The sequence below is a fragment of the Candidatus Borrarchaeum sp. genome (genome assembly GCF_019058535.1).
GTDB classification, from domain to species: Archaea; Asgardarchaeota; Sifarchaeia; order Borrarchaeales; family Borrarchaeaceae; genus Borrarchaeum; species Borrarchaeum weybense.
Genome location: NZ_JAHPYX010000212.1, coordinates 22,205 through 43,042, shown reverse-complemented (window position 1 = coordinate 43,042; position 20,838 = coordinate 22,205). Strand labels below are relative to the sequence as shown.

The following is a 20,838-nucleotide window of genomic DNA, read 5'->3' as shown; positions in this document are numbered from 1 at the left end:
TTTAAGCATAGACAACGATCAAAACGATGAATTTAGAACTCAACTTCTTCTTCAAAGCGGTCCTGTAACAGTAAGACTTACAAGCACACAAGGTGAATTTTTAAACATCAAATATACATTCTCTGTTGGTGGAGATTACAAAATAATACTTCGTATTAAACTTAACGACACGTTGTTTATGAGTTCCTTTAAAATTGATAGATGGGAAGATGAAAAACCTTCTCAGGGCGGAAATCGTTTTTATTGTACTGTCTTCGAAATTGATGGGGAACTCACGCAAGCGCAATTTGACACAGATTTCGAATGGAGTGAAACATATCCATTGTAGCAGAAAAGAGGCATTAACTAGTTAATTAGAGATACTTGAAGAAAATGGATCTTGATGTTGCCAGATTCGTCACCTTTTAATCACTAAGAAGAGACCATTGATATAACAATGTCATAATTATGGACAATTACAAACATGAAACATAGTGAGGTGGCTCTATTAGAGGTTTCTTTAACTGATAAGGCAACACAATGGCTCTCAGAACAAACAAAACAAACAAAACAATCTAATGACACAAAAGTTGCACTGGTTCTTTGGCTCAATGTCTCATCTTCCTGATCTGGAACGTTCATCTCGCCTGAGGCAAGTCTGGTTGACGAAGAGAAATTAAAAAAACACAAGCAATTTACTGTAATTGGAAAAAATAACGGGCTGAATATTTATATGGGACCAAGAGTGGAATCATACCTTCCTAACAAAGTGCGAGTCGATGTACGTGGTAATTGGGGCTTAAAACAATTGTATATTGTTGACGTTAGCCGACCCGTGAGAGCCGGATATGGTAGTTGCAGGATATAATCTGATTATAAGTTCAAACGGGTGATCTTTCCTTATAAACTTCTGGAGGAAAGTGACGGAGGGGAATGCACCCCTTTTATATCTTCTTTTACTAAATATATAGTTGAGATTAACTATTTTTATTAAAAAGTCAATGCACGTTCGCGTTATGATCCATACGTTTTTTACAGGCATTGTAGTCCTCCTCCATTGGTTACAATCCATTTTTTCAGCAGATCAAGCAGTGTAAAGCCGATACTCATTAAGAAGGATTCATCGACATAGAGTAGCAGCAGCTATAACTAATATTTTCTGTGACCGATATGCTCAGAGACACGATATAGTGCGAGGTACTCCTAAAAGTGCGGGGTTTATTAATAAAGCCTACTATAAGATAAAGGAGCAGTCGATCACTATGATACAGACCGTCAAATTCAGAATATATCCCGATGAGGCACAAGAACATCAGCTCCATGAGATCTTCACTAGCTATAACCGTATGAAACGCATCGGCTATAATCTGTTGTTTCATGGCGAAGACTACATGGCAACACGCTTCGGTGAAGGCAAAACCATCCAACAATGTTTGATGGGGCTATGTCATAACAACCCCTATGTCAACACCATCCTGATTGATAACAAGATGAAACTGGATTCACAAAAGACCTGGCTAAAAAAACAACGCAAACGCATGGCACAGCAGTTAACAGTCATTACCAAAAAAATCAACAAAATAAAGGAGCAAAACACACATGACAGACGATTGAAGGGCTTATACGCCCGCAGATCCTCGATCATGGCGAAACTACACAATTTACATCTCGAACCCGTAGTATTCGGCACCAAGAAATTATTCAGGCAGAGAATACGCGACACCATAAGTAGGGAAGAGTTCAGGATACGACGGGACTCATCCTTCAGTTGCATCGGAAAGAAGCAACAAGGATTGAAGAACGTGAACCTCAAAGTATTGCCCGATAAAACCGTCAAGATACGCACCTTTTCCAAGCAAAAGGGACGCAAGTGGCTGATCATTCCTATGTCCGTAAACCTAGTACAGGAAAAATGGTTTCAGCAGATTCTTAATGCTGACAAATACACGGTGCCCGTCAAAAGAAAGTTCTTCAAGGGGAAAACTCGCTATTTTGTCCATGTGTCCTATGAGATTCCAGAGCCGCCACCACGTTACGGCTACGAACATGGCGCCATCGGCTTGGATTTTAACTATAATTTTGCGGCGTTAACCAATGTGGATACACACGGTAATTTACTCTCCTATCATAGCATCTCGTTTAACAACCTGCACAACTATCGAACCGACAAACGTAATGATTATATTTCCTACAAAATGGATAAAATCGTCAATTACTGCATCAATAAGGGCAAGGGAATCGTGGTCGAGGACTTACAATTCGAGCAAGAATTTTCCTATAATACAAAACGCAACCGAAAATTAAGCAATATGAAGACCACCGCCCTGCAACTGTTAGAGCGAAAATGCAAAAAGCGCGGTGTGTCCTTTCGAAAGGTATTCCCGGGATATACCTCTATCATCGGCAGATACTCCTATTCAGGATTACATAATTTGTCAACCCATCATCTCGCAAGTTATGTAATAGCTCGAAGAGGGCTGGGTTTCAAGGAAGCATTTCTAGCCGTCTACAATTGGGTGCTCTCACAAGTTGAGGAGTTTATAGAGCCTCATTTGAAAAAGGGCAGTCCTTACCGTAGCTGGTCGATGATCCATGACCTCTTTGAGCACAGCGGGATAACGTCCTTCAAGACTGCCGAAATACTGAAAAAAGCAGTATTAATGAAGTATGTGTTGAACTCGGTGACGAGCGCACAGCCCGATAACCTTAAGGCTGGTTCTTCCTCCTTCATGAAAGCCGGGAGAATTGATGATTATCATAAAACGTAGAAGTATATCAACTATTCTGCTGTTTTATAAATAATTGTAAGGTTTTTAAATTAGAATTGTGAAGATGTGCTATAAAGAGGTGGAAATATGTCAAGCACTTTCGGAAAGTTACGGAAAAATTGGGGGGCACAACCAAAATATGCAAAAATAATGGACGTGACTTTTATTTCCCTTGGTGTGCTTCTAGTAATAGATATCGCACTTGCACTTGCACTCGTAGGGACTAATATCACTATCGATGTGTTTCTGTCCATTTGGATACTTCTATACTTGATGATTGTAACGCTCGCATTACGATTACGAACGATAGAGTCGCCAGAAGAAGATCAACGAACTATTTTGAAATATTGGATTGTCGCATGGATTTTTGGCATATTTCTGTTCAGCCTATCTTTCATATTCGTGCTATAAACATCTTTGGGTTTGAGAGGGATGTCTTATGAGTTTTAATGAATCATTAGAACTTCTGGAGAAGTTAAAGGATTCCTTACAAAAATCTATAGCTATTGCTGACGAAGAAAATAAGACGAAATTAATGGAACTTACCCAAAAAATCGACGAAATGAACAACATAGCAGCACAAAAAGATACAGAGTTTCGAAATAGTGAAGAAGAGAAAAATCGATTAAAGCAAGAAATCGAGTCAATTAAGCAGGAAGTTGAGTCTGCTAGACAAGAAGTTAAAAATAAAGATGATGAACTAAACGCAGTAAGCGTTAAGTTAGAAGAATTACGGAATGAAAAACAGAAAGCAGCAGCAGAAGATGCAAAAATGAAAGAAGAGTATCTCGCGGTGCAAGATCAACTAAAAAAGCTCTCTGGAATGTATCAAGAACTATCTGCCAAGCAGGACGACGCAATAAACATTCGCGAAATTTTAAGTGTATATATTGTGTTGCTCGAAGAGGTCTTCCAAGGTAAGCCACATGTGAGAATTCTTTTCATGCTTCATGGTGACAAACCTCAACTATCACGACAAGAAATCGTGAAAGCGGGAGGTTTCCAGCCTGCAATCGTACTTCATTCAATCCATGATTTGGCGGGTGCTAACTTAGTAAAATATGACATGGATAATGACACCGTAGAATTGGTAAGAAAAATCTTCTAGGCCGAAAGTTTCGGCTTTTAATTTTTTTAATAATTTGATTGCAGATATTTTTTGAAATCTTCATATGTATTGATTTCTACGGGATTGGGGAACTCTTCCTTTTGATTAATTATTTCTAAGCATTGAGGTAATTTTGGGGTTATATTTATCAATGATACAATTGCTTCTGGGAATTTAGCTGGATCTGCAGTCTCTATTGAGATTGATTTGACATTTTTATCTTTTGGAGTATCTGTTCTATATGCTTGAAGACCCGCCCAGCCAACAGCACCATGGGGTTCAATGATCTTACTATATGATTCATAAAAACCTTTAATTGTTTGTTTAGTTAGTTCATCAGTTATGGAGATCGTATAAATATCATCACGAATCTTCTCAAGATCTGGATCTTTGTGAACTATTCCTATCTCGTCAATCTGACCTCCATACATTTCAATGAGACGTGCAAGATTTGATGGATGGCCCACATTCATTGCACTAGAGAGACAGTTTTTTGAGGGCTCTACCTTTTGATAGGTTCCGCTGTTTACATAGCGAGGAAATTCGTCATTTTCATTCACGGCAGCAATAAATTTCTTAACGGGTAATCCCATCCTAAAAGCAATTAACCCTCCTAGTAAATTTCCAAAATTTCCTGAAGGCACAGAGAAAATTACTTTTTCACCTAAGTCTTCTGCTACACGTGAGTAGGCCAAAAAATAATAGAGAGTTTGTGGCAAAAGTCGTCCAAAATTAATTGAATTTGCTGAAGTTAAATTAAGATCTAGATCCTTATCAGCAAATGCATTTTTTGCAAATTTCTGACAATCGTCAAACTTCCCATTGATTCCTATTGCAGTAACATTCTTTCCTAAAGTAGTCATTTGTTTTCTTTGCAAGTTACTTACTTCATTCTTTGGGTACAGTACAACGACCTGAATTCGGTTCATTTCGTAAAAAGCTTGAGCAACCGCCCCTCCTGTATCCCCACTGGTTGCTGTGATTATTATAACATTCTTATTTTCAACTTCAAGAAAGTATTCCATTAATCTTGCGAGCATACGAGCTCCAACATCTTTGAAACTACATGTCGGTCCTTGGTCTATATACATCATGTAATCGTGATTGCTAACATAATGTATGGGAATTTCAAAATTTAAGGCACTGTTTATAATGCTTTCCAGCTGCTCTTTCGGGATCAAATCTCCAATAATTCTTGAAAGGACCTTATAAGCAATTTGTGTTAATTCTAAATCGCTGAAAGAGAACATTTCTGCATCGTCTAGCCTGGGAATTTCATTTAGCATATATAATCCTCTATCCGGGGCTTGTCCTGTGAGGATTGCCTCTTTGAAATCCACCTGCGGAGCATTAAGGTTAGTAGAATGAAGCATTATCATTTTGATACACTATCAGAGTCTGTTTAGTTATGTGTTTTTAACGAATCTCTGAATGATCGATCTTAATCATCTCGAAATTAACATTTCGATTTTTGAATGTTTCGTGCACGTTTACATAAGAGTTTTTTGCAAGATATAGAACGTGAAAGAGAAAGATCATCAACGAGCTAAAAGAGCGACTTCAATATGTTTTTTAGAGGCACTCTTCAATTACGTAACATTTAACAACTTGTTTAACCGAGGATTAAAATACTGGAAACAAAAAGAGGTAAACAGATTGTTTAAAAAAAGCTTTGGCAATGTTCTGAAGAAATGCAAAGATACAAAACTACCCTACGTAACATCGCTTGACTTTCATAGTTTAAAGAAAAAAGAGAAGGTTATAGAAGGGATTCCTGTTGTCTGTACAAGTTGCGGAGGTATCTTGACTAAAGCCAGTTTAATTGAGACGACCAAATTAGGTCGCAGTTGGAATTGCGAATTTTGCGGAACCCTGAATATTATCGCCGCTGATGTTACATTACCAGAAGATATTGGTGATGATATTGAATGGATCATTGAAAAGAAACCAGAAGATGATATCACAGTAGAAACCAAAATCGGAACTGGAACAAAGGAATATATTGTCGCCGTTATAGATGTCTCTGGCTCAATGGATGATGGAAAACTAGAGGCGGTTAAGCATTCTTTAACTCAATCGCTAAAAGATCTTAAGATGAATGCTCCACATTCACGTTTTACTTTAATAGCTTTTAGCACAGAAGTGTTTCTCTTTAATGCAAATGGTGAAAAAGTACTTGAACTAGAAGGAGATGTACTGCATTCAATAAATGGTATAGAAAAAGCGTTTACTAAAACAAAACTCGATTTTTCACCCATATCTGACACTGCCGAGAAATGGATAAGTACGATTTCTCAACTTAGACCCTTAAATTATACTTCATTGGGTCCAGCGCTCCTTGGAGGAATAACTCTTCTAGGGCGGGTTGATGGTGGTGGAAGATTGATTTTGCTTACTGATGGTCTAGCTAATGAGGGATTAGGCAATTTAGAAAGTTCAGCTACTGGAAAGAAGTTCTACAAAGAGATGGCAAAAAAATGTATTGATAAACAGGTCAACTGCGAAGTTGTGGGAATTGCGGCAGAAGACGATTCAAGCAGACTGGCTTTGGACGTACTCGGTAGATTAGCAGACGAAACTGGAGGAGACATATTTTATGTTACGATGGCGGAAGTACAAAAGGCATTTGAACAATTAAGGAAGCGGGAATATCTAGGTCGAGATGTGAACATTAGAGTCATAACAGATACATCGTTTACGACACCTGCACCTATGAAAGTTGGTGCTGTTACAGAAGACAGAGAAATCTTCTTTGAACTAGAGACAGCAGAAGAAGAGGTCAAGAAAAGAGAAGTACCAATACAAGCTCAGGTAACGTATATCGATTCAGAAGGAAACAAAAGATTGCGAGTATTGACTTCACGTTCAGCAGTTGTTGAAGAAGAAGTTGAATTCAATAAAGCATATGATGCAAGAGTTGCTACTACAAATGTTGTACAAGCAGCAGGTGGGAGTTATTACGAAGGGAATGCGGAAGAAGCTAAAGAAAGATTGAAAGAACTTAAAGACACGCTTGCGAAACAAGATGTTAAATTCCAAGCAGAAGCATTAAATGTCTTAGATGAGCAAGCTGCTGAGATTGAAGAAGAAGAAGCTGAAATAGCTGATAAGGCTGCGGCTCCAAGCGCAAGGGCGGCGAAAGCTCTCAAGCGCAAAAGAACAAGTGAAGAAGATCTCTTTTGAGAGTGGCTAAAGCCCTTAAAAAGAAGAGAATGGATGAATTGAGCCTATTCGGCTAAGCACCGCCTTTTTTTATTTTTTATTTTGCTTTTCGTGTAAGATGAATATCAACTACATCACTTAGTATTGCGCTTGCGGTTTCCTCACCGCCAGCTCCTTGACCAATGATTGTTATTTCTTTTGCTAGATCTGTTTGCAGTGATACAACGTTCAATGTTCCGTCTACCGCCAGAGGAGACGTTTTTTGTATTAGACGTGGTGCTACTTCTATTTGTCCATCTTCAATGGACGCGATGTGTTTGATGAGAAAATTCTCATTGCCAGCGAGTTCAATAGCTTCTGGAGTTACTTTAGTGATGCCTTGAATATAGACATCATCAATACCTTTATTCATGCCAAATAACCCGTTCGCCAGTATTACAGTTTTACTTGCGGCATCGGTGCCTTCAACATCTGCCGCTGGGTCTGCCTCTGCATATCCCAGTTCTTGAGCCGTTTTTAATGCACTTTCAAAAGAAGTCCGTTCATAAGTCATCTGAGTAAGAATAAAATTTGAGGTGCCATTTAGAATACCCCTTAGCGAATGAATGGTATTTCCCTGTAAAGTTTCTCTTACTAGATTAAACACCGGTAGCCCTCCTCCGACGCTTCCTTCGTACCTGAGAATACACCCGCCCCGCCGACACAACTCTGCAAGTTCATCAAAAGCTACAACAAGAGGACCCTTGTTTGCCGTAACAACATCACATCCTTTCTTAATTGAAGAAATTATGTGTGACTTTCCAGGCTCCCCATGCTCAATATTTGTAGGCGTTACTTCGATGACAAGGTCCACATCAAGATCATCGATAGACTCCATGAAAGAGAGACCATTTTTCCATGAAGAGTGAGCGGTAAGATCCTTTATGTTCAGTATGCTTTGCAAATCTAATCCATTTGAATCTAAGAATGCACCTCTACTTGTAAAGATTCCCTTAAATGAAAAGGATAGATCATATTTTTGTCTTAATTGATTTTGTTTTTTTGAAAATACTTGTACAACGCCTTTTCCAACACTTCCAAAACCTATTAAAGCTATATCCATTGATATCAACCCCTGATTAGGAATAGCCCTTTTTCCATGCAGATTTCCTTACAAAGATTCATAGCATACTGAATCTCCTGTTCTGTATTGCCTACAATAGAAAATTTCACGGTTGAAACTTCCTCTTTCTGTGTGATTTTTGCGTTCACTTCGTTTACTAATACGCCGCTGTCGAGCAGGCGGATAATCGTGTCGGTGATATCTTTCTCAAAAACATGCCCAATCAGTATAAAAACTTGTTTAAATCCAACAAATTCTTGCGCCCACTTCACGACGCGAATATTTTGTCGCTCCATGAGAAGTTTAATGTCTTCAACCACATCGAGATTTTCAATTTCAAAATGAATTGAAACAGGTGCAACGCCTTTTGTAGCGCTTCTTGCTCTACTATGAATAACTTGTAGAATATTTCCTCCTAGAGCCGATATAGGTTCTAAACATCTCACTAATTCGCCTGGCTTATCAGTCAGTTCAACTTCCAACTCGATTTTCAAAAGTTCACCACCCGACTAAATAGTCCTCCATAACTAACTTTGCATAAGGTTTATAAGGCAGATGTAAGATAGTGTGCGTAATTCCTTCTTAAGGGTGTTGTCTATGGGGTGTTGCCTTTTTCACACGAGAGGTGTCTGTGTTGTGGAGGCCTAGTTTTTACTAAGATAACACCATCGAATTGTTTAAATTGCATCTCTCAGTTTTCTACTGAAATGTCTTTTTTAGAACAAGATTACAGGCTTAATTCTTTTTCTAACGCATTTGCAATGCCCTTTTGGAGTTATTATAACAGTTATAGCTTGTATAGCTATTTTAGCTTCTATTTCCGCTTCTAAGCGGGGATACAGCGATCTTTTGGAGGTTTTTTGTTGGAAAATAATGATATTATCGTTGTGAAATTTGGAGGTTCATGCCTGGAATCGGGCAAGGCTATTGCAAAGGCTGGTGACCATATCTTAAGAGAGTACGCCCAAGGAAAAGGCCTAGTCGTCGTTGTATCTGCATTAAACGGTATGACAAATCGACTCATTTCGCTTGCACAATCTTGTACTAATGGCAAAGTGAAGTTGGAGGAATTAGATGAAATCATGGCGATGGGGGAGCGTACCAGCGCACGGTTAATGATAAGCGCTCTCAACAGCAAAACTTTGGACGACAAAGACCTGGAAGCTATTTTAATCGATCCCTCCTCTGAAATTTGGCCTATATACACAGATAACCGTCATGGTAATGCAGAGCCCGATATTGTGGAAACACGAAGAGCCGTAAAAGAATATATCCTGCCACTAATCAGAGAAAAGAAGGTCATCGTCATTCCAGGTTTTCTTGGTAAGGATAAGAACAGTGGTAAGATTACAACGCTTGGGCGTAACGGGAGCGACACTACAGCGGTATTACTAGGAAATTGCTTAGATGCTCAAGAAGTGATTTTAGTCAAAGATGTAGATGGGGTTTATTCTTACGATCCTAAAAAGGTAGAAGCATCACTCATAGATCATTTGGATGTAGAGGAAGTTATGGCGCTAACATCTGCAGGAACTAAAGTCATTCACAATAAAGCATTAAGCTATAAGACAAAAGATATGGACATACGTATCGTTGGTTTTCACAATGGCCATATTTCGAAAGGTGGAACCGTAATCAGTGGTGCAGTACTCCCTGACCTTCATGTCTCATTATTTAACCAAAAATTGCAAATGTTAACGATTGTGGGAAAAGATATTTCCAAAGCAGAAAACTTACACGCACTAATTGAAGAAATACAAAAGGTAGGAAGTGAACTAGTCGGAGCGTCACTAGAAAGTGGATCTGTAATTTTTTATGCAACTATCCCTGAAGCAGGCGTTGATTCCTTAGTTGAGATACTCCACAAAAAAATGATTGACGCAAATATTGGGAAGGCGATAACTAATCACGATGACTTAGCCCTCATTACTATTAGCGGACGAGATCTTGAGACAACACCAGGAATTATTGAAAGAATTAGCTATCCCTTTACTGAAATTAACCTTTTCGGTTTTCTGACAATTAATTCAAATATCCGTGTTTTTGTAAATTGGAGCAAGAGAGATCATGCACTTAAACGAGTAAAAGAAAGTCTTAACTTGCCAAGTTAATAAAAAGAAAAAATTATTGGAGGTAAGATTATGCATGGGAAAGAAGTTCGATTAAATAGAATTTTAAGAAATGGCAAAGCACTTATCATACCTATGGACCATGGGGTATCAATGGGTCCCGTAAAAGGCCTTGTGGATATGGATGACACCGTTTCCAAAGTAGTTGAAGGACAAGCGAGTGCCGTTTTACTGCATAAAGGTATTATACGATCTTTGAAAGCCGTACCAAGCTGTGGAATTATAGCGCATTTTTCGGCGAGTACAGCCTTAGGACCAGATTCTAACCAAAAGGTTAGAACTGGATCTGTTGAAGAAGCTATCAGGCTCGGTGCTGATGCTGTTAGTTTGCATATCAATATAGGTACAGAGTCCGAACCTGAAATGTTATTGAAACTTGGGGAATTTGCAGACAAATGCGATAAATGGCAAATTCCGTTGATTGCAATGATGTATGCGAGAGGAAAAAACGTGGCAGATCCTATAGATCCTACGAATGTGGCCATGGTTGCCCGTATTGGTGCAGAACTTGGTGCTGATATTGTGAAATGCAACTATACTGGTTCTCCAGATACTTTCAAAGAAATTGTTGCCGGATGCCCAGTGCCAATAGTTATTGCAGGAGGAGCAAAGGCAGATACTGATAGAGCAGTTCTTGAAATGGTGGAAGGTGCTATGCAATCAGGTTGTATTGGACTTACTTTTGGTAGAAACGTATTTCAACACAATAATCCCACAGGGATCGTCAAAGCGATTGCAAAGATTGTGTATGAAGGATGGACAGTAGATGAGACGCTGGAGGTCGTGACAATTTGACGGATAAGCAGATTATCCTTCATTTAGAGGGGAAATTTGAAGAAACAAAAGAATTAGCAACTACCGCACTCGAAAAAGGACTCAATTCTTTTTTTTCCAACGATTCAGACATAATTGATGGTGTAAAGAAATTAGGAAATGTTTCGACATTCTCTTCAGAAGTACCAACGTCAGACATGGAAGTAATAGACGGCTGGAATTCAGAAAAAATGGATAACCTCATTAATGAAAACAAAAGATTTAGTATCATTCTCAATGTGACATCAAAAGAAGATGAGAATAAAATACTTGCAGCTTCAGAAAAAGGCGCTGAAGTTGTTTTTGTTAATACTCCAAACTGGAAGGTTATTCCAATCGAAAACCTGATCTCATATATGCACAAATTGGAAACAAAACTATTCAGTGTTGTACATAATGCAGAAGATGCAAAATTAATGTTTGAAACTTTAGAAATTGGGGTTGACGGTGTTTTAATTGCACCTAAGAACATAGAAGAAATTTTTGATCTTGCAAAAACCCTAGTAAGTACAAAGGGGAAACTTGATTTATCTGTCGCAAAAGTTGTAGAGATAAAAGAAGTTGGCATGGGTGACAGAGTATGCGTTGATACATGTTCTATTTTAGATATAGGGGAAGGATTACTTGTGGGGTCCCAATCAAATTTCCAATTTCTTGTTCATGGTGAGACAATCCAAGCTGAATTTTGCGATCCACGACCATTTAGGGTTAATGCAGGACCAGTTCATGCCTATGTTTCACTTCCAAGTGGAAAAACGCAATATCTTTCAGAACTGCATGTAGGTGATAAAGTACTCATCGTAAATGCTGCGGGGAATACGCGAAGTGCTATTGTCGGTCGAGCAAAAATTGAAAGAAGGCCACTCATTTTAGTGAAAGCGGAATACAATGGAATTGTCGGAAAAACCCTTCTACAAAACGCAGAAACCATAAGACTCGTATCTCCAGATGGAAGCGCAATATCCGTTTCAGATTTACAAGTAGGCGATGAGGTTATTGTCTATACTGAAAAAGGAGGAAGACATTTCGGCGTTTCAGTAGACGAATTCGTGCTTGAACAATAAATTCTTTTTATTTGACGCTCAATTTTTTGATTATCGTTTCTTATTGTAAGGACAAACTTTGATGCAGATACTGCAATCATTACCTTGTTCACACCAAAAACCGAAGCAACGTTCTCCGTTTACAGTCCATTTTAATACTCCATTTTTAACTTCTTTCTTGCCATTGATTGCTTGGGCAGGACAGTTATCAACGCATTTATTACAGTTCACTTCACAGTATTCTTGCACTCCAAAATCAATGGGCTTGTCAGGCGACAACGGAAGGTTAGTAATCACTTTGCATAGTCTTACCCTAGGTCCGAACTCTGGTGTAATCAACATTCCGTGTTTTCCCTGTTCACCCAATCCGGCGTCAATGGCAAGTGGAACACTGAACGCGGTGTCATTCCCGCAAGGAAGAGCTCGATAACCTAAATTTCTAACATATTGCGCTAGATGACCCACAGCAAAAGCCATTTTTGAATATCCGAGACCAGTTGCTGCAGAAATCTCAATATCTGACTTAGTGAACTCTTCGTAGTCCATTTCTATTGCCATTACAATGGCAAATTTGAATTCCTCGAAGGGAATGTTTATTGGATTATTTTGCCCATTCAATCTGTTGTAGGAATTAGAATATACCCAAAACTTGTTTAATGCAGTTATTCCTACTAGACTTGCTCCAAAAAATCTGCCAACATTTTTTATTTTCTCAGATATTTCAGCAGGGTCGCTGATTGTAATCTTTTGAACGGTGGTTTGTGCATCCATGCTTTCATCATTACTTTCAAGACTTTCCCACGAGTAGAGTCCCTCATTTCCGTGCATAAATCCTGCATGGTTTCCCAGATTATCCGCCAGATACCATGAGGCATCTCTAAACGCATAAGCATCTGGTGTTTTTCGAATCCGCTTATTTCGCCTCTGTTGGTACTTAAGTTTCAACTCCTTAAGTACAGAATCCCATGCTGTACGACTTAATACAGTTTGCTTCTGATTTATGCGTTTGAGTGGTCCAATGATTTGATATGTTGGTTTTTCAACAATTGTCGCTTTCAATTGCATTCCCAGTCAGTAAAGAAAATATCTAAGATTTAAATTTTTACATTAGCACATTAGAGTCTTAGATGAACAGCGAAATGATTAGCAGGATAAATATAAGAAAAGAGGATAAGAGCAACCAGACACATCGAAGGACGTTCTTACACTTACGCTGGTTTACAGTGGAGATTGAGTTTGTCAGATTAGTTAAAAAAACCATATTGAAGGAAAATCAAAAATGCTTCTATTTCTTTTTTTGAAATCGAACTTGATTCAATCCTTATTACTTAAGGAATTCTTTTGCAACATTGGCAGGTAACAAAGCCACGTCAATCCTTACCGTCAAATTTCAATCCTTATTACTTAAGGAATTCTTTTGCAACGAAACTATGATTTCACAAATACAGGCTATTGCCTTCAGATAAATTTTAGATATCATAAGAATTATAACTTCTTAATATTTAAACTCCTCTACGTTCCTTCCAAAGTCATCTCAACCTATTGGATCTTAGTTCTTAATCAAAAAAGGAGCTAAATCTTTGATAAATGGCTTCATCCGAATCAAGGAGGCTCTCAATGCCTCAATAAATGACTCAATTTCTTTTTTTGACATCGGTGTCGATATACATGACAGCAGTCTCGGTGCGATCCATATCCCATGATTTAGCATTAATAGGTAGAGTAATGAGCAGAGTTCCACATTAGATGTCAAGGCACTTCTATAGTCTATGATCTCCTTTTCTGTGAAATGTATGTTTAGAAGTGAACCTTCTCCAGTAACTTGGGCATTAATTCCAAATTCTTTGAATGTATCCGAAATGCCATCTTTTAATGAGTTTCCTAAGGAATTCAATCGTGTGTAAGCTGAATCATTCAATAATTCTAATGTTGCTATGCCTCCAACTAATGTGACAGGATTAGCATTAAAAGTTCCTGATTGGCTTAAGAATTCTTTTCTCTCCGGAGAATACAACATCATAATTTCATCTCTTCCGCCAATCACTCCAATTGGTGTGCCACCCCCAAACAGTTTTCCAAATGCAGTAATGTCAGGAATTACATTGAAATACTGTTGTGCACCACCTCTGCTAAGTCTAGCAGTTATTACCTCATCAAAAATCAGGAGAATGTCATTTTCATTGGTTATTTCCCTTAAGAACTTCAAATAATCGTCTTTTGGAGATATAATGCCTGCAGCACCCATTACCGGCTCAACAATTACGGCAGCTAAGTCTTTCTTATTTTCTTTGATTAGATTTTCAGTAATTTGTTGATGGTTAAAGGGGAAAACTACAACATCTTTCAGGACGCTCTTTGGAATACCCTTGCTCTCAGGGATACTTTTTGGGTGATTTAAAGGGTTTGAATCCTCCACATGGGGATGGATACTTATTTGCGCATTATTATGAGTACCATGATAGCCACCCTCAGCCTTTAAAATCTTGTCTTTGCCGGTATATGCTCTTGCCAACCGTATCGCATTCATGGTTGCTTCAGTGCCAGAATTCATGATACGGATTTTATCTACCGAAGGAAATCTTTCACTAATTATTTCGGCAAATTTGACTTGATATTCAGTTGGGGCGTGAATTGCTTGAATACTTTCCAATTGTTCTTTAATCGCTTTAATGATCTTTGGATGGCAGTGTCCGTGTATCAATGAGGTATAATTATTCAGAAAATCAGTATAGTTATTCCCATCAATATCATGAAGTTGGTATCCTTTACCTTTTACAATAAAGGCTGGATATGGTTCAAAAAAGGTGACTGTTCGTGCGTCTCCTCCTGGAAGGAAATTTTTTGCAAGTTGATACATCTTCTGTGATTTTTGCGTCCGCTGGATATACTCATTCTTAACTTCTGTCATTAGATCCAATCTATCACGGCTCCATCTCAAGAAAGCCCCTACCCTTTAGGGTGGGGAGGAATTGAGGCAGTTTTTCACTTATACTAGGGTCTCTCCAGTTTTAAATAGTGTCACCACCACAGTGTCATCTCATGAAAGTGGTTGCTACCGCCAAAGTCAAACTGGTTGATGTTTCTGAAGTCTTGAATAACACCATGAGGGTCTATGCGCAAGCAGTTCAATGGTGCATCGACACCGCCTGGCGACTTAACATTACGTCTAAGGCACCATTGCAACGACGGTGTTATGCTGAGGTGAAAGAGCGCTTTGGACTTCAGGCGCAGCTGGTGATCAATGCCATTACACAAGCGGTCGAAATGGTCAAAAAGGCGCAATCCAAACCAGAGGTTTCTCAAGAACTGTCTATCAGGTATAATTTCCCGAGATGCGCCTCTATAGATAAAGACTGGACGCGTCTTTCTTTGTCTACTATTAAAGGACGTGTAAAATTCAAGATAATGATTCCTGAAGTATTTGAGAAGTATATTGAGTGGAAACTGGGAGAAAGTATCCTCATAAAGGACTATAAAGGGCGGTTCTTCTTCTGCTTTACCTTCTCCAAACAGACCACCATCCAGCCATACAGTAGTAACAACTGTAAAATACTGGGTGTCGATCTGGGAGTGAATACCTTGGCCGTAACCAGTGACGGCGACTTCTTTGGCAGCGTCAAACAACAACGAATCCGCTGGGAGCGATTGGTGGCTGAACTCCAGTCCAAAGGCACACGTGCCGCAACACGTAAATTGCAGCGTGCAAGTGGTACGTGGAAACGGTTTATGACTTGGGTCAATCACAACGTTTCCAAACGAATCGTGGAGACATTGTCCGAGGGGGACGTGTTGGTGATGGAGGACCTGACCTATATCAGGCAAACCGCAAAGTACAATAGGTGGGTACACAAGTGGGCCTTCAGGGAGCTGCAACGGTTTTTGGAGTACAAAGCTACCCTGAAAGGGGTGAGAGTGGTGTATGTTAGACCCCACTACACCAGTCAGGAGTGTAGTCGGTGTCATAATCGAACAACCCGACGTCATCGGGGCTTCTTTGAATGTCGTACCTGTGGTCATACTCTTAACTCCGATTTAAACGGCGCACGAAATATAGCCCAACGCTATAGGCGGATTATCGGGCTGGGCTGCAGTAAACACGCCCATGTTGTAGCGTATGATGAAGTTGAAACTCATCTGCAAAGAAGAGGACTGAGACCAAGTACAGCTACAAGTCTCACAGCTTTAGCGTGAGGTAGTTTACACACCAAGAGAATGGTTCTTAAAATTAGCTTAGATTCGAAAATGGTCAAAGCTTATCCTGAGATATTAAGTCAATTCTTTTCGTAATAGTCTCTATAGCCTCTTCGACTCTTTTAAAAATAGTTATATCGAGTTCTGCTTTTTTCAACTCAGTAAGTGGCTGGATTGCGCGTTGATCTCCAATTCGTCCAAGTAGTTGCACAGCTTTTCTTACGACTCCTGCATCCTCATCATTTAATGCTACAATTAGTGGATCAATTGCAAGTTCTTCATCAAGATGCATCAATGATTCTGCTGCACGCCATCTAACTCCCGGGTCCTCATCATATTTTAAAGAATTGAGCAACTCCACAATTGCGCCTTTATCTCCTAAAAAACTAAGTACTTCTACAATTTTTCGGCGGATTCCTGCGTCTTCATTTGCTAACGCTTCAGTTAAGGGTTTGACGGCTCTTTTATCTTTAATAAATCCTAACGCCTCTATGATTTTCCAACGAACACTTTCATCAAGATCGTTTCTCAATGAATCAAGCAAGGTTAATACGGTTCTTATATCCATGTATATTCCTAATGTTTCTGCTGCATAGAAACGAACCTCATCGTTGTCATCATCAAGTACTCCTGTGATCGGTGCCACAGCTTTTTCAGCACTATCTTCAATATGACCAAGTGCCCATGTCGCATTCATTCGAATATTATTGTTGTCTTCATCCAATGCTGCAATAAGAGGGTCTACTGCTGAAAAACCAATTTTAGTTAACGCTGAAGCCGCCCATCCTCGAATTTCTCGACATTCATCATTTAATGTTTGGATTAAAGGCTCTATAGCGCGATCATCTCTAATAGCGCCTAATGTTCTAACTACTTCGCCTCGAACATCCGCCTCCTCGTCATTTAGTGACTCAATGAGTGGCTCAACAGTCAGAGGATCTCTAAGATTCCCAAGAATATACGCGGCGGTTTTTCGAATAATACTATCATCATGTTTCAACGCATTAATCAGTATGTTGATTTCTTTTCGTCGTTTTGCAAGAGTGCGAAGCAAATAAGCAACATCGTCTCTTAAACTTGAACTTTTATCCTCTAACTCATATAGAAGCCGTATTATTCTAGCTTCAGTAGTTTCAGGAATGTCTTCTGTTTCTGACAAGAAGTCCTGTCCTCCACATTGCAGAGAAGGCGTTATATTGTCTTTTGAATTTTGATCCATAGTAAGTTACTGTACACTGCTTATTATTATTTTTTGTTCTCATTCTTGTCAGAATTATTTTTGTCGTTAAAAAAATTCTTTAGCTTTGAGCAACTCAGCGTTTAAGATTCCGCCACCAGCAGCCCCTCTTATAGTATTATGACTTAAACTCACAAATTTCCAATCAAATACATTATCTTTTCGTAGTCGACCCACGGTTACTGCCATTCCTTTATCATTATCTCTATCCTTTCTTGGTTGTGGCCGATCTTCATTGTCAATGTATATAATTGGCTGTTTTGGAGCAAAAGGTAGATTTAACTCTTGAGGTAAGCTCTTGAAGTCATTCCAGATTTTTAAAATCTCTTCACGAGTTGGGACTTTATCTTTGAACTTAACGTTGACTGAAGCGGTATGGCCGTCAACAACTGGAACTCTAGTGCAAGTTGTACTTATTTGAATATCTTTATAATTCTCAATTCCTTTTTCACCAATTTTTCCCAGTATTTTTAGCGGTTCTTCTTCGGATTTAGCTTCTTCACCACTTATATAGGGGATAATATTGTCTACCAAGTCCAGTGAAGGCACTCCGGGATATCCCGCACCAGACGTCGCTTGTAATGTTGTAATAATTACTTTGTCTATCTTATATCCTGCTTGTTCCAGTGCATATAGAGGCGTCATGTAACTTTGAAGAGAGCAATTTGGCTTGACAGCAACAAAGCCGCCGTTTTCAATCCCACGGTTCTTTTGTTGGATGGGAATGACATCTACGTGTTTGTGATTAATTTCGGGTATTAACATTGGTACGTCTACTATCCGTCTATTTGCTGAACTATTACTGACTACTGGAATCCCCTTACTAGCATATATAAATTCAAGCTTTCTAGTATCATCCTTATTTGGAAGGTCCATTGCAGAAAATACAAAAGACACCTCAGGGTTTAACGAGTTAAAATCTTGCACATCCCTGACAAGTAAACTCTTGACTTTTTCTGGAATGGGAACTATCATCTGCCATTTCTTTTTTACTGCCTCAATATAGGTTTTTCCAGCTGACCTAGGTGATGCTGCGACATCTACTATCTCAAACCATGGATGGTTTATCAATAATCGAACATAGTTTTGTCCAACAACGCCCGTTGCACCTAATACACCTATTTTAATTTTATCCATTTTACATCCCTTGTCACTTAATTATTTTCTTACCTAATTCGAAAGCCTCGTGAAGTGCCCTAACAGCTAAGCCTCCGTCTTTTTCCTTGACAACAAAACTGATATTTAATTCTGATGATCCTTGTGCAATCATCCGGACGTTTACCCCTTTTTGTGCAACCGCTTGGAAAACCTTAGCTGCAACTCCAGGAGTACCCTTTAAACCTTCTCCCACTACTCCAATGACGCATATGTCGTCTTCGCTTCGAACATATTTGATATAGTTTGTATAAGCAAATGTCTCTTTCAACACTTTTTCTGTCTTTCTTATATCGGAGCGATTTACAACGACAGAGATGTTTGCTTCGCTACTACTTTGAGAAATCATTATAACATTTGCGTCAGCTTTCTCGAAGGCACCAAATATATGAGCTGCAATTCCAGGGGTGCCGATCATCTCAGCACCTCCAACCTCTATTATTCCAGCATTAAATAGTACACTTACTGCCTTTGCGACATTTTCAACCTGTTCCGTAGCGGGGACTATTATTGATCCTTCTGCATCAGGTTTAAACGTATTTTTGACCCGAACCAGAATGTTTTCTCTCTCCATAACAGGTTGAAGGCATTTAGGATGGAGAATCTTCGCCCCAAAGTAGGCAAGTTCCATCGCTTCGGCATACGACAAAGAAGGTATAGTCTGTGCATTTGGCTCAAGATTTGGGTCTGTAGTTAAAACACCAGTTGTTTCTTTCCAAAAAATTATTTCATCAGCCTCAATGGAAGTCCCAATTATCGCTGCAGAAAAATCAGTACCACCACGTCCCAAAGTTGTGATAAGACCATCTTCTGTCCCTGCAATAAAACCAGAAATAATTATTGTGTATCGCTGTTCAAGAAGAGGCACAAGAGTTTTCTGAATTTTTTCAATGGAGATATTCCAAATAGGTCGAGCGTTTCCAAAGCGTTCATCTGTGACAATTCCAGCCTCATATCCCGTTAAATACACAACAGGAATATTCAAGTTCTTGACTGCACCCCAAAGAATTGGTGTCGATAGTCGTTCACCAAAAGACATAACTTTATCTTTAGCCTGTGAACTCAGCTCTTTTAATAAAGAGATGCCAATCAATACTCTTTCTAATTCTTCGAGAGTTTCAGTAAGTTTTTGTTCGACCTCTTTTAAGATGAACTCATCATCGATACTCTCTTCTGCCGCTTTTAGATGCTTTTTCAGTAATTCTTGAATAAAATCTCTGAGAACTTCTTTTGTAATGTCTTTTTGAGATCGTTCTGCACAGTCAATTAACTGATCGGTAACTCCTGCCATTGCTGAAACCAATACGATTGTCTCATGACTTTCTGCATAAGAATTGATGATTTTTGCTACATGACCGAAATTCGATCCATTACCAATTGAAGTGCCACCAAATTTCATAACAACACGCATAATTTGCCTCAGCCTCTATTTTTTGATAGATGTAATTTTTGATAAGAGATAGACATCAAAAACCTCCAACACGCCACATCAAAACAAGATGGGCGCGTTAGTATGTCGTCGTTGTTCCTGGGAAGAAGTTATAGAAAGCACGATAAGAACTAGTAAGGAAAGTGGATTGCATTAAGATCATCATGTATTTTGCCCCAGAAACTGATGGTACCCGGTGGTAGATTTAGTCTTTTAAACTTTTTGTAAAGCAATTGCTTAGCTGACTTTTACTTTTCTAATACGACCGACTCCATTTTATTTCACCCGCCTCCAGCTGCAAAGAAGAATGTCAATTTGTCCCCATCATTCAATATCGTATCAAGCCCTTTTAGATATTTGATCGATTTGCCGTTTAAAGCGATTATTACTGAATCATGAGGAATATCTTGCTCCTTGATTATAATTTTACGCAACCTTTCGCCATATTTCTCAAATAGTTTTTGAAGAGCAGAACGAACAGTATTGCCGACTTCTAAGCCCTCCTCATGCCTGCCAGTCACTTCTCTAAGCATTGAAAAATAAGTTATTTTGATCTGTGCCATTTAGATCGCTATCATCTAAAAAATTGATTCTTAAATACCTTATGCATCATTTGTATTCTTTTCTCATCAGTCTCATCGGGAGAATAATATTTAAGAATTGTATGGATTAGAAAATGAAGGGCTTTAAACTGAAAATGCAAATAATACATAACAGCTCCT

18 protein-coding genes are annotated in these 20,838 nt (G+C 38.9%); 9 read left to right on the top strand and 9 right to left on the bottom strand.

The features are described from left to right. The 4 genes from QVB70_RS13080 to QVB70_RS13065 all read left to right on the top strand — a co-directional run. On the top strand, positions 1-328 hold a 328-nt coding region (locus tag QVB70_RS13080; protein WP_287587030.1), incomplete at its 5' end, for a hypothetical protein. A 913-nt stretch (positions 329-1,241) separates the two neighbouring features. After that, complete coding sequence (locus tag QVB70_RS13075; RefSeq protein ID WP_287587028.1) at positions 1,242-2,747, top strand: IS200/IS605 family accessory protein TnpB-related protein; 1,506 nt, start codon at positions 1,242-1,244, stop codon at positions 2,745-2,747. An 87-nt stretch (positions 2,748-2,834) separates the two neighbouring features. Further along, entirely contained in the window at positions 2,835-3,158 is a 324-nt protein-coding gene (locus QVB70_RS13070; RefSeq protein ID WP_287587026.1) for a hypothetical protein, read from the top strand. Positions 3,159-3,186: 28 nt separating this feature from the next. Continuing rightward, positions 3,187-3,855: a hypothetical protein gene (locus QVB70_RS13065; protein WP_287587024.1), complete on the top strand. Its 669-nt coding sequence runs from the start codon at positions 3,187-3,189 to the stop codon at positions 3,853-3,855. A gap of 26 nt (positions 3,856-3,881) precedes the next feature. Here the strand turns inward: QVB70_RS13065 and thrC are convergent, their stop codons facing one another. Beyond that, positions 3,882-5,234 carry a threonine synthase gene (gene thrC / locus QVB70_RS13060; RefSeq protein WP_287587023.1) on the bottom strand — a complete coding sequence of 451 codons (1,353 nt, stop codon included), beginning with the start codon at positions 5,232-5,234 and terminating at the stop codon, positions 3,882-3,884. Between the two features lie 277 nt (positions 5,235-5,511). On the opposite strand from thrC, the gene QVB70_RS13055 reads away from it, so the two are divergent. Further along, on the top strand, positions 5,512-7,038 hold the full coding sequence (locus QVB70_RS13055) for a VWA domain-containing protein (RefSeq protein WP_287587020.1): 1,527 nt from the start codon (positions 5,512-5,514) through the stop codon (positions 7,036-7,038). Between the two features lie 76 nt (positions 7,039-7,114). On the opposite strand, the gene QVB70_RS13050 is transcribed toward QVB70_RS13055, so the two are convergent. Both QVB70_RS13050 and QVB70_RS13045 read right to left on the bottom strand, forming a co-directional pair. Next, positions 7,115-8,119 (bottom strand): homoserine dehydrogenase, encoded by a 1,005-nt coding sequence (locus QVB70_RS13050; protein WP_287587018.1) that lies wholly within the window; start codon positions 8,117-8,119, stop codon positions 7,115-7,117. Positions 8,120-8,124: 5 nt separating this feature from the next. Next, positions 8,125-8,613, bottom strand: a complete 489-nt coding sequence (locus tag QVB70_RS13045) for a hypothetical protein (protein ID WP_287587015.1) — start codon at positions 8,611-8,613, stop codon at positions 8,125-8,127. A gap of 369 nt (positions 8,614-8,982) precedes the next feature. On the opposite strand from QVB70_RS13045, the gene QVB70_RS13040 reads away from it, so the two are divergent. Genes QVB70_RS13040 through QVB70_RS13030 form a run of 3 tightly spaced genes read left to right on the top strand, consistent with a single transcriptional unit; the run spans position 8,983 to position 12,125 of the window. Further along, the gene (locus tag QVB70_RS13040; RefSeq protein ID WP_287587012.1) at positions 8,983-10,230 is read left to right on the top strand and encodes an aspartate kinase; all 1,248 of its coding nucleotides are present in this window, start codon (positions 8,983-8,985) and stop codon (positions 10,228-10,230) included. 30 nt (positions 10,231-10,260) lie between these two features. Next, the gene (locus QVB70_RS13035) at positions 10,261-11,043 is read left to right on the top strand and encodes a 2-amino-3,7-dideoxy-D-threo-hept-6-ulosonate synthase (RefSeq protein ID WP_287587009.1); all 783 of its coding nucleotides are present in this window, start codon (positions 10,261-10,263) and stop codon (positions 11,041-11,043) included. Further along, the gene (locus tag QVB70_RS13030; RefSeq protein WP_287587006.1) at positions 11,040-12,125 is read left to right on the top strand and encodes a 3-dehydroquinate synthase II; all 1,086 of its coding nucleotides are present in this window, start codon (positions 11,040-11,042) and stop codon (positions 12,123-12,125) included. The genes QVB70_RS13035 and QVB70_RS13030 overlap by 4 nt, the downstream gene beginning before the upstream one ends. A gap of 30 nt (positions 12,126-12,155) precedes the next feature. Here the strand turns inward: QVB70_RS13030 and QVB70_RS13025 are convergent, their stop codons facing one another. Both QVB70_RS13025 and QVB70_RS13020 read right to left on the bottom strand, forming a co-directional pair. Beyond that, positions 12,156-13,163 carry a reductive dehalogenase gene (locus tag QVB70_RS13025; protein WP_287587001.1) on the bottom strand — a complete coding sequence of 336 codons (1,008 nt, stop codon included), beginning with the start codon at positions 13,161-13,163 and terminating at the stop codon, positions 12,156-12,158. A 490-nt stretch (positions 13,164-13,653) separates the two neighbouring features. Further along, positions 13,654-15,042: an aspartate aminotransferase family protein gene (locus QVB70_RS13020; RefSeq protein WP_287586997.1), complete on the bottom strand. Its 1,389-nt coding sequence runs from the start codon at positions 15,040-15,042 to the stop codon at positions 13,654-13,656. A 101-nt stretch (positions 15,043-15,143) separates the two neighbouring features. Between QVB70_RS13020 and QVB70_RS13015 the strand changes: the two genes are divergently transcribed. Then, positions 15,144-16,295, top strand: a complete 1,152-nt coding sequence (locus QVB70_RS13015; RefSeq protein ID WP_287586994.1) for a transposase — start codon at positions 15,144-15,146, stop codon at positions 16,293-16,295. 55 nt (positions 16,296-16,350) lie between these two features. On the opposite strand, the gene QVB70_RS13010 is transcribed toward QVB70_RS13015, so the two are convergent. The 4 genes from QVB70_RS13010 to QVB70_RS12995 form a co-directional block, all read right to left on the bottom strand. Continuing rightward, positions 16,351-17,454 (bottom strand): HEAT repeat domain-containing protein, encoded by a 1,104-nt coding sequence (locus QVB70_RS13010; protein WP_287586990.1) that lies wholly within the window; start codon positions 17,452-17,454, stop codon positions 16,351-16,353. 126 nt (positions 17,455-17,580) lie between these two features. Further along, a complete protein-coding gene (gene asd / locus QVB70_RS13005; protein ID WP_287586987.1) occupies positions 17,581-18,669 on the bottom strand; it encodes an aspartate-semialdehyde dehydrogenase in 1,089 nt (362 codons plus the stop codon). A gap of 13 nt (positions 18,670-18,682) precedes the next feature. Next, complete coding sequence (locus QVB70_RS13000; protein ID WP_287586983.1) at positions 18,683-20,098, bottom strand: aspartate kinase; 1,416 nt, start codon at positions 20,096-20,098, stop codon at positions 18,683-18,685. Between the two features lie 299 nt (positions 20,099-20,397). Then, entirely contained in the window at positions 20,398-20,679 is a 282-nt protein-coding gene (locus QVB70_RS12995; RefSeq protein WP_287586978.1) for a MoaD/ThiS family protein, read from the bottom strand. Positions 20,680-20,838: the final 159 nt, after the last annotated feature.

Coding starts and splice junctions, on each gene's coding strand:
- QVB70_RS13070 (WP_287587026.1), top strand. CDS start 2,835: ATGTCAAGCACTTTCGGAAAGTTACGGAAAAATTGGGGGGCACAACCA.
- QVB70_RS13065 (WP_287587024.1), top strand. CDS start 3,187: ATGAGTTTTAATGAATCATTAGAACTTCTGGAGAAGTTAAAGGATTCC.
- thrC (WP_287587023.1), bottom strand. CDS start 5,234: ATGATAATGCTTCATTCTACTAACCTTAATGCTCCGCAGGTGGATTTC.
- QVB70_RS13000 (WP_287586983.1), bottom strand. CDS start 20,098: ATGCGTGTTGTTATGAAATTTGGTGGCACTTCAATTGGTAATGGATCG.
- QVB70_RS13015 (WP_287586994.1), top strand. CDS start 15,144: ATGAAAGTGGTTGCTACCGCCAAAGTCAAACTGGTTGATGTTTCTGAA.
- QVB70_RS13050 (WP_287587018.1), bottom strand. CDS start 8,119: ATGGATATAGCTTTAATAGGTTTTGGAAGTGTTGGAAAAGGCGTTGTA.
- QVB70_RS12995 (WP_287586978.1), bottom strand. CDS start 20,679: ATGGCACAGATCAAAATAACTTATTTTTCAATGCTTAGAGAAGTGACT.
- QVB70_RS13075 (WP_287587028.1), top strand. CDS start 1,242: ATGATACAGACCGTCAAATTCAGAATATATCCCGATGAGGCACAAGAA.
- QVB70_RS13035 (WP_287587009.1), top strand. CDS start 10,261: ATGCATGGGAAAGAAGTTCGATTAAATAGAATTTTAAGAAATGGCAAA.
- asd (WP_287586987.1), bottom strand. CDS start 18,669: ATGGATAAAATTAAAATAGGTGTATTAGGTGCAACGGGCGTTGTTGGA.